At 69.0% G+C, this 12,250-nt stretch carries 12 protein-coding genes; 7 read left to right on the plus strand and 5 right to left on the minus strand.

What is annotated here, in order from left to right; all coding sequences use genetic code 11:
* Nucleotides 1-27: 27 nt before the first annotated feature.
* The 3 genes from AB0L60_RS13740 to AB0L60_RS13750 are packed head-to-tail and all read left to right on the plus strand — an operon-like array spanning nucleotide 28 to nucleotide 2,907.
* Complete coding sequence (locus AB0L60_RS13740; protein ID WP_364612306.1) at nucleotides 28-588, plus strand: hypothetical protein; 561 nt, start codon at nucleotides 28-30, stop codon at nucleotides 586-588.
* Between the two features lie 37 nt (nucleotides 589-625).
* A complete protein-coding gene (locus AB0L60_RS13745; RefSeq protein WP_364612309.1) occupies nucleotides 626-2,527 on the plus strand; it encodes a TraM recognition domain-containing protein in 1,902 nt (633 codons plus the stop codon).
* A complete protein-coding gene (locus tag AB0L60_RS13750; RefSeq protein ID WP_364612312.1) occupies nucleotides 2,524-2,907 on the plus strand; it encodes a DUF4913 domain-containing protein in 384 nt (127 codons plus the stop codon). The genes AB0L60_RS13745 and AB0L60_RS13750 overlap by 4 nt, the downstream gene beginning before the upstream one ends.
* Before the next feature lie 90 nt (nucleotides 2,908-2,997).
* Here AB0L60_RS13750 and AB0L60_RS13755 read toward each other — a convergent pair whose 3' ends face one another.
* Entirely contained in the window at nucleotides 2,998-3,558 is a 561-nt protein-coding gene (locus AB0L60_RS13755; RefSeq protein ID WP_364612315.1) for a hypothetical protein, read from the minus strand.
* A gap of 403 nt (nucleotides 3,559-3,961) precedes the next feature.
* Nucleotides 3,962-4,819 (minus strand): peptidylprolyl isomerase, encoded by an 858-nt coding sequence (locus tag AB0L60_RS13760; RefSeq protein ID WP_364612318.1) that lies wholly within the window; start codon nucleotides 4,817-4,819, stop codon nucleotides 3,962-3,964.
* A 180-nt stretch (nucleotides 4,820-4,999) separates the two neighbouring features.
* Between AB0L60_RS13760 and hisS the strand changes: the two genes are divergently transcribed.
* The 3 genes from hisS to AB0L60_RS13775 all read left to right on the plus strand — a co-directional run bounded on the left by hisS (nucleotide 5,000) and on the right by AB0L60_RS13775 (nucleotide 8,260).
* Nucleotides 5,000-6,280 carry a histidine--tRNA ligase gene (hisS, locus tag AB0L60_RS13765; RefSeq protein WP_364612321.1) on the plus strand — a complete coding sequence of 427 codons (1,281 nt, stop codon included), beginning with the start codon at nucleotides 5,000-5,002 and terminating at the stop codon, nucleotides 6,278-6,280.
* A gap of 186 nt (nucleotides 6,281-6,466) precedes the next feature.
* The gene (locus AB0L60_RS13770; RefSeq protein WP_364612325.1) at nucleotides 6,467-7,114 is read left to right on the plus strand and encodes a hypothetical protein; all 648 of its coding nucleotides are present in this window, start codon (nucleotides 6,467-6,469) and stop codon (nucleotides 7,112-7,114) included.
* A 144-nt stretch (nucleotides 7,115-7,258) separates the two neighbouring features.
* Nucleotides 7,259-8,260: a malate dehydrogenase gene (locus tag AB0L60_RS13775; protein ID WP_364612328.1), complete on the plus strand. Its 1,002-nt coding sequence runs from the start codon at nucleotides 7,259-7,261 to the stop codon at nucleotides 8,258-8,260.
* Nucleotides 8,261-8,283: 23 nt separating this feature from the next.
* Here AB0L60_RS13775 and AB0L60_RS13780 read toward each other — a convergent pair whose 3' ends face one another.
* Nucleotides 8,284-9,156: a TIGR03619 family F420-dependent LLM class oxidoreductase gene (locus AB0L60_RS13780; protein WP_354837292.1), complete on the minus strand. Its 873-nt coding sequence runs from the start codon at nucleotides 9,154-9,156 to the stop codon at nucleotides 8,284-8,286.
* A gap of 247 nt (nucleotides 9,157-9,403) precedes the next feature.
* Between AB0L60_RS13780 and AB0L60_RS13785 the strand changes: the two genes are divergently transcribed.
* Nucleotides 9,404-10,153 (plus strand): SDR family oxidoreductase, encoded by a 750-nt coding sequence (locus AB0L60_RS13785; RefSeq protein ID WP_354837294.1) that lies wholly within the window; start codon nucleotides 9,404-9,406, stop codon nucleotides 10,151-10,153.
* Nucleotides 10,154-10,328: 175 nt separating this feature from the next.
* On the opposite strand, the gene AB0L60_RS13790 is transcribed toward AB0L60_RS13785, so the two are convergent.
* Nucleotides 10,329-11,858 carry a hypothetical protein gene (locus AB0L60_RS13790; RefSeq protein WP_364612333.1) on the minus strand — a complete coding sequence of 510 codons (1,530 nt, stop codon included), beginning with the start codon at nucleotides 11,856-11,858 and terminating at the stop codon, nucleotides 10,329-10,331.
* On the minus strand, nucleotides 11,855-12,184 hold the full coding sequence (locus AB0L60_RS13795) for a type VII secretion target (protein WP_364612336.1): 330 nt from the start codon (nucleotides 12,182-12,184) through the stop codon (nucleotides 11,855-11,857). Before AB0L60_RS13795 ends, AB0L60_RS13790 begins: the two co-directional genes overlap by 4 nt.
* Between the last annotated feature and the right edge of the window lie 66 nt (nucleotides 12,185-12,250).

A 12,250-nucleotide genomic window follows, 5' to 3' on the forward strand; every position in this document is an offset into this window, starting at 1 on the left:
ACGGGTGTGCACGGTGCGAACGCAGGCATGCGTCCCGCGATGGGGGTGGTGATGCTGGTAGTGAGCGTCGCAGTGCTGGCCACCGCATGCGGCGGCGGCAGCTCGACCGGCGGCGGCTCGAATCCGTCTGCCGGGCAACCGCCCACGTCCACCACCCGGTTGCTGGAAAATGCCCCCGCCCCCGACCCGACCACGCCCGACGGTGTCGCGGTGACCGCGCTGGAGCAGATCTACACCTGGTACCCGGCCACCGAGTCCGAGGGTGACGCGCTGCGCCGGGCCCGGAAATGGCTGGGGCCCAGCCTGATCCGTACACTGGACAACCCGTCCACCGGCGTGGAAACCCCGAGGCCGTCACTGCGCTGGGCCGACTGGGCCAAGGCGGGCGCTCACGTTGAGGCGTTCGCGTTCGCCTCCGGTGAGAAGGCCCCCGCCGGCGCCGACCCGAACCGGCAGCAGTACAAGATCGGCATCGAGCAGACGGTCGTCTATCCGGACGGCCGGCGGGAATCGCTACCCCCGGCCACGATCGTCGCCACCGTCGTGCGTGGACCTGCCGGTGGCTGGTTGCTGGACGAATTCCGTTGAGCGGTAACGACTCACAGGTCATCCCAGGAGGTTAGAGATGGCGAAGAAACCGATTGCGGACCCGGCCGACCCGGGTCCGGATCGTGTCCTGCACCTCGTCTACGCGGGTTTCTACTTCTTCGGAACCGTGTGGCTGGCCGTGCAATTGGGCAACCTGCTGAGCTCGCCGCGCCAGCACGTGCCGATCAACCCGATCGCCATCGTGGTCAATCTGCTCAAGGGCGAGCTGCGCTGGCCGGCCGCCGCCACCGTGATCATCGTGCTCGTCTTCGGGGGGACGCTGGGCTGGGTGCTGTACCGGCGCCGCCGCGAGCTGAACGCCAAGAAGGGCCGACTGGCGATCGACGACAAGGCCGATCACATGGGCACCGGCGGGGCCATCAAGGCGCTTACGCTGTCCGGTGTCCGGGAGAAGGCCGGCCAGATCGGTGTGCCGCTGCACAAACACCTCACCGGGGACATGCTCATTCCCGGTTCGCTGATGCGGCCCGGGGACATGCTGGTTCCGGGCATTCCGATCGGCATGTCAGTCGCCGACGGCGAAATGATGTACGGCTCCTACGAGGATCTGCAGGTCGACATCTGGGGACCGCGGCAGGGCAAGACCACCTCCCGGGTGATCCCGGCAGTGCTCGCCGCCATCGGCCCGGTGGTCGTCACCTCCAACAAGCGTGACGTCGTCGACGCCACCCGGGATGTGCGCGCGGGCAAGGGCAGTCAGATCTTCGTCTTCGATCCGCAAGGCGTGGCCCCGGATTCGCACGACCTGCAGGCGCAGCAGGAACCCGGCTGGTACTGGGATCCGCTGGCATGGGTCGACGTGCACCGGCCCGGCTGCGAGGTGCGGGCGGTCAGCCTGGCGGGTCATTTCTCCGACGCTGAGGGCAGCCCCTCGGCCGGCCAGGGCGCTGACTCGTACTTCGACCCCGAGGCCGAGGATCTGCTCGCGGCGCTGTTCCTGGCCGCGGGTTTCGAGGGCAGCAACATCCTGCGCGCCTGGGAATGGGTGAACAACCCGATGGACACCACCCCCATCGAGATCCTGCGCGCGCACTCGAAGCACTACATGGCCGAGGGTCTCGCCGGCCAGTACAACCTCGACATCCGCACGCGCGACGGCATCTTCGGTGGCGCGAAGGCGATGATCAGGTGCCTGAAGTTCCCGCACATCCAGCCGTGGATCATCCCCAACGGCGGCCGGTCGGCCTTCGACGAACTGGAATTCCTCGAGCGCAACGGCACCCTCTACTGCCTGTCGCTGGAGGGCCGGGGTTCGGCGGCGCCGCTGGTGAGCGCCCTGACCGCGGCGGTCATCGACGTGGCCTCCCGCGAGGCGTCACGGTCGCCGGGCGGGCGGCTGCCGGTGCCGCTGCTGGCCGCCCTCGACGAGGCCGCCAATGTCGTGCGCTGGAAGGATCTGCCGAAGCAGTACAGCCACTTCGGTTCTCGCGGCATCGTGGTGATGACGGTGCTGCAGTCCTGGGCGCAGGGCGCGCGCTGCTGGGGACCCGATGGCATGGAGGCGCTCTGGGGCGCCGCGAACATCAAGGTCATCGGCAGCGGCATCGACGACATGACCTTCCTGCAACAGCGCTCCGAGGCCATCGGCGACTACGACAGCATCTCGCAGTCGGTGTCGGAATCGAAGGGCGGCAAGAGCTATTCGCGCTCCCTGAGCTCATCGCGGACCTTCAACGCCCATGCCCTGGCGACCCTGCCGCGCGGCCGTGCCATCCTGTTCGCCTCGGGTACACCGGCCGTGCTGCTGCGCACGGTGCCGTGGTGGGAGGGCCCCGACGCCGCCGCGGTCGAGCGGTCGATCGAAGCCCACGACCCGTCACCGACGCGCAAGACCGAGATTTCCGATCTGATCAGTCCCGCCCTGATCAAAGAGACACTGCCGGATGTTTCGGCGCCCAAGGAGGTTCGACCGCTGTGAGCGAAGAGTCAACACCCATGGTCTACGCGAGCGTGGTCGAGTTCGTGGAGAACTACCTCAGCCTCGTGTACCGCCGGCAGGTGACCGATATCAGCGACACCGTGTGGTGCCCCGAATGGTGGAAGCACGCTGAGGCGGTCGCGCGACTGGATGCCATGTGGCGGGCGTGGGAGCACTTCCGCCACGACGGCAAGACCGGGCTGAGCGTCTGGTTCCTCGACCACGCCGACCCGCACATGGCGAAACTGTTCGATCCCAAGGGCCCGTTCAAGTACTGCAGCGTGCGCAACGGCCACAAGGACATGCTCACGCCGCTGCCGTTGAAGTCCCCCCAGCAGGGCTTGTTCAGCAATCCCACGATGGGGGAGTTCCCGCTCTGAGATGACCCGTGGGCGCCGGTACGGTGCCGGCGCCGAAACGGAAAGTGGCGGATCGGGTTGCGATCCGCCACGGTTCGAAGTTATTGCTGCTCAGACTCGTTCACGCGAGCGAGCGCGTTCGCGCTCCCGCTCGTGCGCTTCCTGCTCCCGCACCCGCCGCTGCGCCGCCTCCTGCTCCCGGAGCCGCACGGCGTCCTGTGCCGACTGGGCCTGTCCGACCTCCATCAGCAGCCGTACCGATTGCAGTTCGGGCGAGATACCCATGCGCGAAAGGTGTTGCGCCAGAGCGGTTCGCCGCTCCACCGAGTCGTATCGCACGGAGCCGCGGCCAGCTTGCTGCGCGGCCATTCGAGATGCCTCCGCCTGCGCGGAGAATCGATCCTTTTCGAGAGATACGCCCCGTTCACGCGTCGGGCGCTCCAAGATTCGCGAGAGTTCGCGGTTACGCGGATCACGTGCCTTGGCATCCGCTGCCTCACGCAGCCGACGCTCGCGGCCCTCCTTCTGGCGGGCCTCGGTGACCCTGACGCGTGCTTCCGCTTCCTTCTGGCCACGTTCCCGGGTGCGCAGCGCGACAAGTGTCGCGAGCTGCAACATTTGCCTCATCATCGCCGCTGTTTCGCGGCCGATGTCGTCGAGTTCCTCGGCCATTGCCTGCTCCCCGATGCTGCAGTTAGATCACTATGGATGATTGTGGTGCTTCGTCACGGACATCGCCACACGAACGGTGGTTGCGCGTAGCCATATCCCGCCTGCAAACGTGGACACCCGGAGCCCATCAGGCGTCGCAACGGCCCGGTGGGGATTGCCCGGTGGGCTTTACTACGCCTTGGTACTCCGTTCTACGAGGTTACCAGCGAAAACTCCGAAACCACCGTGCGCGCGCGTCGCGATCCAGCATATATCGCACAATTCCGGCAGGTCGTGGAAAAGTCAGGATTTTCTTTGGTTAGGGAAGCCTTACGCAAGAGGTTCAACGGGACCTTCCTGAGACCTTCGCCGGAAAAGAATCGGGCCCGGCGCGGGAAGCGCCGGGCCCGAAAAACCATGCTGGTCAGTTGATTTGGACTGATTGGATGTTCACGTCCGCGGCCGGCTTTCCGTCCTGGCCGCCGCCCTGGACACCCGCCTTGGCGATCTTGTCGAGGGTGGCGAGACCGGCGTCGTCGACCGTGCCGAAGATGGTGTACTGCGGCGGCAGTTGGGAATCGCCGTAGACCAGGAAGAACTGGCTGCCATTGGTGCCCGGGCCGGCGTTGGCCATGGCGAGCACGCCGCGCTTGTAGGCGACCGGGTACTGGGCGGCTTGATCATTCGGGTCGTACTGGTCGGTCGGGTACTCGTTGTCGAATTCGTAACCGGGACCGCCCATTCCGCTACCGGTAGGGTCGCCGCACTGCAGCACCTCCAGGCCCTTGCCCGTGGTGATGCGATGGCAGCTGGTGTTGTCGAAGAACTTCTGCTTGGCCAGGCTCTCGAAACTGTTGACCGTGCAGGGGGATTCACTCGGGGTCAGGGTCATGGAGATCGGACCCTGGCTGGTGTCCATGGTCGCCTTGACATCACCGGCGGTGGAGATATTGGCCGTGCTCGGCGGATTCACCGGCTTGTCGGCCGGCTTCTGCGACGGACGGTACGTACAGCTGACCGAGGCCGGCTTGGCCTTGGCGGCCGGCGGGGGAGCGGCGGTCAGCGAGGCGTCCGGAGTCTCCGAGGCCTTGGCGCTGGTGCTGTTGTCATCGCCCTTGGTGAGGAAGTAGATGCCGACACCGGCCGCGACCGCGACCACAACACCCAGGGCCGAGGCCGCGATGGTGAGTTGCTTGCGCTTACGCGCCCGCTGGGCCCGATTCTCCAGTTGACGCTCCAGCTTCCGCTTCGCCGCAGCGCGTCGCTGTTCATTGCTCGGCACTAACTGTCCCTCCGTGAACGGTCGGTATCTGATGTCTGTACAGACTGCGGCCGTCAGCCCAGCGGCCGCGGCAGACATTACCTGCATTCGCTGAGAAAAACCTACATATGGCAGGCCCTGGTGGCCGTCGGCCGGTAACCGGTTGGACTTGGCGGACGGGCGTGGTGAAAACTGGGCAGCGTGACCAAGACCAGCAGCTTCCGTGCCCCGAGGGGGGTCCCCGACTATCTGCCACCCACGTCCGCCGAGTTCGTCGCCGTCCGCGACGCCCTCGTCGGGACGGCGCGATTGGCCGGATACGGGCATGTCGAGCTGCCGATCTTCGAAGAGACCGCCCTGTTCGCGCGGGGTGTGGGCGAGTCCACCGACGTCGTCACCAAGGAGATGTGGACCTTCGCCGACCGCAATGGCGAGAGCTTCACCCTGCGCCCCGAAGGCACCGCCGGCGTCATGCGGGCGGTCATCGAGAACGGCCTCGACCGCGGGGCGCTGCCCGTCAAACTCTGCTACGCCGGGCCGTTCTTCCGGTACGAGCGCCCGCAGAAGGGCCGCTACCGGCAGCTGCAGCAGGTCGGCGTGGAGGCCATCGGCGTCGACGATCCGGCGCTGGACGCCGAGGTGATCGCCATCGCCGACGCCGGATTCCGGGGGCTCGGACTGGAGGGTTTCCGGCTCGAGATCACCTCGCTCGGCGACGAGACCTGCCGGCCGCAGTATCGAGAACTGTTGCAGGACTTCCTGTTCAAGCTGCCGCTGGACGAGGAGACCAAGCGCCGGGCGGCGATCAACCCGCTGCGGGTGCTCGACGACAAGCGTCCCGAGGTCAAGGAGATGACCGTCGACGCGCCGCTCATGATCGACCACCTGTCGGAGTCGGCCAAGGCGCACTTCGAGCAGGTGCTCGGCCTCCTCGACGCGCTGGGCGTGCCGTATGTGGTCAACCCGCGCATGGTGCGCGGGCTCGACTACTACACGAAGACCACCTTCGAATTCGTGCACGACGGGCTGGGCGCGCAGTCCGGCATCGGCGGCGGCGGCCGTTACGACGGGCTGATGGCCGAGCTCGGCGGGCAGCCGCTGTCGGGCATCGGCTTCGGCATCGGCGTCGACCGGACGGTGCTGGCGCTCGAAGCCGAGGGCAAGTCCGCCGTCGACGGTCCCCGCGTCCAGGTGTTCGGCGTCCCGCTCGGTGAAGTGGCCAAGCAGCGCCTGGTGGTGCTCGCGGCCGAGTTGCGCCGGGCCGGCATTCGCGTCGACCTCGCCTACGGCGGCCGCGGGATGAAGGGCGCGATGAAGGCGGCCGACAAGTCCGGCGCGCAGCTGGCCCTGGTGCTCGGTGACCGCGAGGTCGCCGAGGGCCAGATCGGGCTCAAGGATCTGAGCACCGGCGAACAGCGCGAGATCCCCCTGGACGAGGCCGTCGCCCAGGTCGCGGCCGCACTCGCGGGCGAGCAGAACTGACCCGTCGGCCGAGCCGGACAGCGCCGCTGTCCGGCCCGGCCGGCAGCCGCCGCGCCGATGGGGGCTTGGGGTGGGGCAAATCGGGGTATGGGGTCAGGACCTGCTGGTACCGTGCGGTGCGTCCCGCGGGGGCGGTGCGTGCCGCCGGCAGGCCCGACCCATCGAGACTTGGACGAATGCGCTGCTGTGACTGATGAATCGAAACCGGGGTCCGACGGCGAAATCGGCCTCGACCTGGTCGCCCCCGAACTGCTGGCCCCGGCCCTGCGCAGGCTCACCCTGGCCGCGCTCGGCATCGGCATCGGGGTCGGACTGCTGATGGCGCTGTTCGTGCACTGGCCGATCGCCCTCGCCACCGGCCTCGTGCTCGGCGCACCCACCGCCCTCTACGCCGTGGCCGTGCAGCGGCGGCGAATCACGGTGTCCGGCACCGTTATCCGTGCCCGCACCTGGCGCGGCGAACGCCGCCTCGACCTGGCCGGCGCCACCGCCGCCGAAATCCTGGTCTACCCGGGCAAGATCAGCCGCATCGTGCTGCGCGTCACCGCGGGCGCCGACACCCAGGTCGTGCCGCTGGCCATCTACAGCGACTCCGGCAGCGGCCGCGAACTGCACATTCTGGGCCTGCGCAAACTCGCCGACGCCCTGGCCGGTTGCCCCCTCGCGTCCGCCCTCGCCATCTCCGGACTGCTCGTCCAGCAACTGCGCGCCGAGGCCCGCGACGCCGTCGCCGAGCAACGGCCCCTCTACCGGGCCGTCCGCATGGTCCGCGACCGCGACCAGGTCGCCCCGGTCGTCCTCAGCGACTCCGACATCGCCGACCTCGCCCACTGAGCGGTCAATTCACCGATCCCCGAGCCGGATTCGCCGGCCGGTGCCGGTGTCTGTTTGCTCACGTGCTGCTCACGGGGCGGGACGCGGGGGAGTGAGCCTGGCTAGGGTGAAGACGGACCTACCCGCCATCGCGAGGAGATCGTCGTGAGCACCACCGCGCCAGTGACCGTCACCGTGACCGGAGCCGCCGGGCAGATCGCCTACGGATTGCTCTTCCGCATCGCGTCGGGGGCGCTACTCGGGTCCGAGACGCCGGTGCGGTTGCGGCTGCTGGAGATTCCGGCCGCCGTCGGATCGCTCGAGGGCGTGGCGATGGAACTCGAGGACGGGGCGTTCCCGCTGCTGGCGGGCATCGATATCGCCGATGACCCGTGGATCGGATTCGACGGGGCCAATATCGCGATCCTGGTGGGGGCGCGGCCGCGGACCGCGGGCATGGAACGGTCGGATCTGCTGGCGGCCAACGGGCCGATCTTCACCGATCAGGGCGCGGCCATCAATGCCAATGCGGCCGAGGACATCCGGGTGCTGGTGGTCGGGAATCCGGCCAATACCAACGCCTTCATCGCCATGAGCAATGCGCCCGACGTGCCCGCCGGGCGGTTCACCGCGCTCACCCGGCTCGACCACAATCGCGCGATCGCGCAGGTGGCGAAGAAGACCGGGGCGGCAGCCGCCGACATCGCGCGGATCACGGTGTGGGGCAATCACTCCGCGACGCAGTACCCGGACCTCGCTCACGCGACGGTCGGCGGGCGGGGCGCGCTCGAGCTGATCGCCGACGATGCCTGGGTGACCGGCGATTTCATCCCGACCGTGCAGCAGCGCGGCACCGCCATCATCAAGGCGCGCGGCGCGTCCTCGGCGGCGAGCGCGGCCAGCGCCGCCATCGACCACATCCACGACTGGGTGCTGGGTACCGCGCCCGGCGACTGGACCTCGATGGCGGTGCCCTCGGACGGCTCCTACGGCGTGCCCGAGGGACTGATCAGCTCGTTCCCGGTGACCTGCGCCGATGGCGAGTACACCATCGTGCCGGACCTGGAGATCGGCGAGTTCGCCCGCACTCGGATCGACCACAGCGTCGCGGAGCTGGTGAGCGAGCGCGACGCCGTGGTCGACCTGGGGTACGCCAAGCGGTCCTGATCAGCCCCGGCGAGTGGAGGTGATCAGCTCAGCTTGCTGATCACGTTCTCGCCGTACCACTTGATCTTGACGATCTTCTCCTCCAGCGACTCCGTGTCGGGCTCCATCGCGTACGAGTTGCGGAAGCCGACGATCAGATCGGTGATGCCCTTCTCCTCGAGGCGCTTCACCCCGTCGGTGGTGTAGCCGTCGCGGGAGACCGCGTGGATCTCGAACTCGCCCGGATTGTCGCGCTCGCTGCGCAATTCGTTGATCCGCGCCAGGTACTTGTCCAGGTCGTCGCCCTTGCCGCCGGCGTGCATCCAGCCGTCGCACAGCCGCACCGCGCGGCGCAGCGCGGCATCGCTGTGCCCGCCGACCAGGATCGGCAGCGGCTGGGTCGGGGCGGGGGTGAGCTTGATCTTCGGGATGTCGTAGAACTCGCCGTGGTACTCGAAGTACTCACCGGTGGACAGGCCGCGCACGATCTCGATGCACTCGTCCAGGCGCTTGCCGCGCTTCTCGAACGGGACGCCCATCATCTGGAAGTCCTCCGGCCACGGGCTGATGCCCACGCCCAGGGCGAAGCGGTTGTTGCTCAGGCGGGCCAGCGAACTGGCCTGCTTGGCCACCAGCACCGGCGGGCGGATGGGCAGCTTGAGCACGAACGGGGTCATGCGCAGCGTGGTGGTGGCCGCGGCGAGGGCGGCCGACAGCACGAAGGTCTCGATGAACGGCTTGCCGTCCAGGAACTCGCGATTGCCGTCGGCGGTGTACGGGTACTTGGAATCCGACTCGGCCGGGTAGGCGATGCTGTCGGCCACGGTGATGCTGTGGAACCCGGCGGCCTCGGCGGCCTGCGCGAGGGGGATGTAGTAATCCGGGTTGGTCATCGCCTCCGCGTAGGTGAAGCGCATCGATCGTCCTCTCGACAGTGAGCCAGTACAAAAACTAGAACCGATTCTAGTTCTGTGAGTGATGCTAGCGGGAGGCTCGCGGGAAAGGCAGTCGAACGAGCGATCCGCACCCTTCGCACCCGATCCTGCTGGAGGTGCTCACCTGTCGTATCGCAGCAGCAGACCGCCCGGTCGTAGCCGTCCCGGTGGCTGAGATGCCCGTCCCGGTGGGCTTGTCCGGATTCCTGGATCTTGTTCTAATCGCGTCATGACGATCGCCATCACCGGCTCCGGCTCGGGCATCGGCGCGGCCACAGCCGCCGCCCTGCGCGCCGCCGGGCACGACATCATCGGGATCGACCTGCGCAACGCCGACATCACCGTCGACCTCACCGACGCCGCGGCGCGCGCGGCCGCGGTCGAGGAGATCGTGGAGCGATCCGGGGGAGTGCTGGACGGCGTGGTGCTGTGTGCCGGTGTCGGCCCGCAGGTGCCCGACCCGAACCTGGTGGTGGAGATCAACTACCGGGCCACCGTGGCCCTGCTCGACGCCCTGCTGCCCGCACTGCGCAAGGGTGAAAACCCTGCGGCCGTGGTGGTTTCGTCGGTGGCCTCCACCCAGATCAAATGGGAGGACAACCCGATCCGCACGGGCACCGAGGCCGAGGCCTTCGCCCAGGCCGGGGATTTCGCGGGCCACTACGCCTACGCGTCCTCCAAGAACGCCGTCACCGTGGCCGTGCGCGAACGCGCCGTGGAGTGGGGCGCCGCCGGCGTGCGCCTGAACACCGTCGCCCCCGGCAGCGTCGAAACCCCGCTGCTGCAGGCCGGTCTGGACGATCCGCGCTACGGTGACGCCATCCGCAACTTCGTGGCCCCCATCGGCCGCAATGGCAAGCCCGAGGAGATCGCCTCCCTCATCGCCTATCTGGTCGGCCCGCAGGCCGGCTTCATCCACGGCGCCCAGTTCGTCATCGACGGCGGAATCGACGCGCAGACGCGGCCGACCGCGGTGTAATCCACCGCGGCGCGCCGACCGCGCGCCCTGAACGGTGGCCGAGCCCGCGGGGTGTACAGCCGCATTTCGGCCTCCACCGATGCCGCGGTGACCGGGGTACCCGACCCGATCACCGCGGCATTCTGCTGTCCGGAGACGACCGTGCCGCCGCGAAAGCGGCTGTGCCGCACTCGGATCAGGCGGGATCGGTCTCGGCCACGTCCGTGCTTTCGGCCGGCTCGCCGATGACACCGGGGGCGAAGGTGCCCAGGTTGCCGGTGAGTTCGCTTTCGGCGGTGTGGCTTCGGTGCGGTCGCACGGTGCGGCCGTGCTCGGCATCGGCCGCACCGCCCTTGCCCGTGGTGGCGGGGGAGCCCATGAAGCCCGTACCGGCCGGGCCGCCGAGGCCGGTGATGTCGGCCGCTCCCGCGCCGAATGGATCGGCGGGGTTGGTGACCTTGCCACCGGGGATCGAGGACCCGGGGCCGCCAGGGGTTGACGGCAGGTCGCCGCCGAGACCGCCACCGCCGACTCCGATCCCGCCGGCCCCAGCGGCAGTGGTGTTCGGGAGACCACTGACCGGATCGGCCTCGAGCGGTGCGCCGGGCGTGCGGGTGGCTGCCTGCAGGCCGCTTCCGAACAGGTCCTCGGCCTGCTCCAGGATCGGCCTGCCGACATTCTGTGCCAGCGACCGCGCGACCTCGGCCGGGTTCGGGCCGCCGCCCTGACCGAGCAGCTGACCGATGATGCCGTGCACCTGCGCGGTGTAGACCGAGAGTTCGCCGTGCGTGGCGTTCACGACCGCGACGGCCTCGCCGAGATGCCGGGTGGCCGAGGCGATCAGCGCGGTCTGGCCGATCGGGGTCAGGATCAGCGGGGCCAGCGCCGTGGCCTCGGCGGCGAATGCCTCCGCGATGGCGGTGAGCTGGATATTGCCCCGCTGCACCACGGCCGCGGCCCGAGTGGTGATCGACGACAGGTCGAAGCCGCGCTGGGCGGTCTCCCGGCCGTGGTTCCCGGCCTGCCGGCCCGACTCCTGCGCACGCTGGGAAGCCTGCCCCTGCCACAGGGATTCGACGGTCTCGAGCGCGCCCCCGCCGATCCGGACCGCGGCCCCGATGACCTTCGACCCGGTGCCGAGCAGGGTCGCCGGATTCAGCCGGCCGAGGATGCCGGTGCCGAAGCTCTGCAACAGGTCCAGGAACGGCTCGAACAGCGCGTCCAGTCCGGGAATCGCGGGAAGCGCCAGGCCCTTCATGAGATCGCCGACCGGATCGGCGGGCAGCGGCGGCAACGCGGCCGCGGGATCGGCGGCGGCCCGGGCCAGCGCGGCCTGCGCGGCATCGAGCGCGGCGGGCACCGTGTTCAGGGCGGCGTCCGCGGAACCGAGCACGGCCTCGGCAGTGCCGAGTGCGTCCTGCGCGCCCGAGAGCGCATCGTGGGCGCCATCCAGCGCGAGTGCGACCGTGTCGCCGAGCGTGCCGGTCCGTGACTCTGCGGCAGCACCGCCTGGGACTCTTCCGGCGAGCGGCGAGCTGACCTGCTCGAATTCCTGACGCGCGAGCGCGAATTCCGGCGGTTCGAATGGCGGCATGTCGGTGGGCGGTGTGTCCAGCGGCAGATCCGGGATCGGACCGGTGACGCTCACGCGGTCGGCTCCCCTCGCGCTGGTGTCCGGATCCGCCGGGCGGAGGGCATCGATGACGCCGGAGTCGATCGGCCTCATGGCCGTTCGCCGATCTGCCCGGCGGCCGTGCCGAGGCCCCCGGCGAATTCGGCGTCGGTGGTGTCGTAGGTGGCGGCCGATCCGAAGGCAGCCCGGCCGAGGGCGCCGAAGCGGGCGGAGAGGGCGGCGATGTCGCGATCGTGCAGGAGTTCGGCGACCGCGAAGCCGGCCAGGAAGTTAGCGCCGATGAGCCCGAAGACCGGTGTCATGGCCGCGACGTGGGACACCGTGTCGAGGCCGCCCTGGGCGGCGATGTCGGCGGCGACGCCGTCCTGTGCGGCGGCGAATGTGCGGACCGCACCGGTGTCGACCCAGAGATCGGCCATGGCAGTACCCCCTGATCGTCATGGACATGCGGATGGCGAATATATCCCGTTCCATCGTCCAGACCG

Origin of the sequence: Nocardia sp. NPDC051981, assembly GCF_040680715.1 — a bacterium.
Taxonomy (GTDB): Bacteria; Actinomycetota; Actinomycetes; order Mycobacteriales; family Mycobacteriaceae; genus Nocardia.

Excerpts from the sequence above, each read along its gene's own strand:
- AB0L60_RS13745 (WP_364612309.1), top strand. The coding sequence starts at position 626 with ATGGCGAAGAAACCGATTGCGGACCCGGCCGACCCGGGTCCGGATCGT.
- AB0L60_RS13740 (WP_364612306.1), top strand. The coding sequence starts at position 28 with ATGCGTCCCGCGATGGGGGTGGTGATGCTGGTAGTGAGCGTCGCAGTG.
- AB0L60_RS13785 (WP_354837294.1), top strand. The coding sequence starts at position 9,404 with ATGACGATCGCCATCACCGGCTCCGGCTCGGGCATCGGCGCGGCCACA.
- AB0L60_RS13790 (WP_364612333.1), bottom strand. The coding sequence starts at position 11,858 with ATGAGGCCGATCGACTCCGGCGTCATCGATGCCCTCCGCCCGGCGGAT.
- AB0L60_RS13755 (WP_364612315.1), bottom strand. The coding sequence starts at position 3,558 with ATGGCCGAGGAACTCGACGACATCGGCCGCGAAACAGCGGCGATGATG.
- AB0L60_RS13780 (WP_354837292.1), bottom strand. The coding sequence starts at position 9,156 with ATGCGCTTCACCTACGCGGAGGCGATGACCAACCCGGATTACTACATC.
- AB0L60_RS13795 (WP_364612336.1), bottom strand. The coding sequence starts at position 12,184 with ATGGCCGATCTCTGGGTCGACACCGGTGCGGTCCGCACATTCGCCGCC.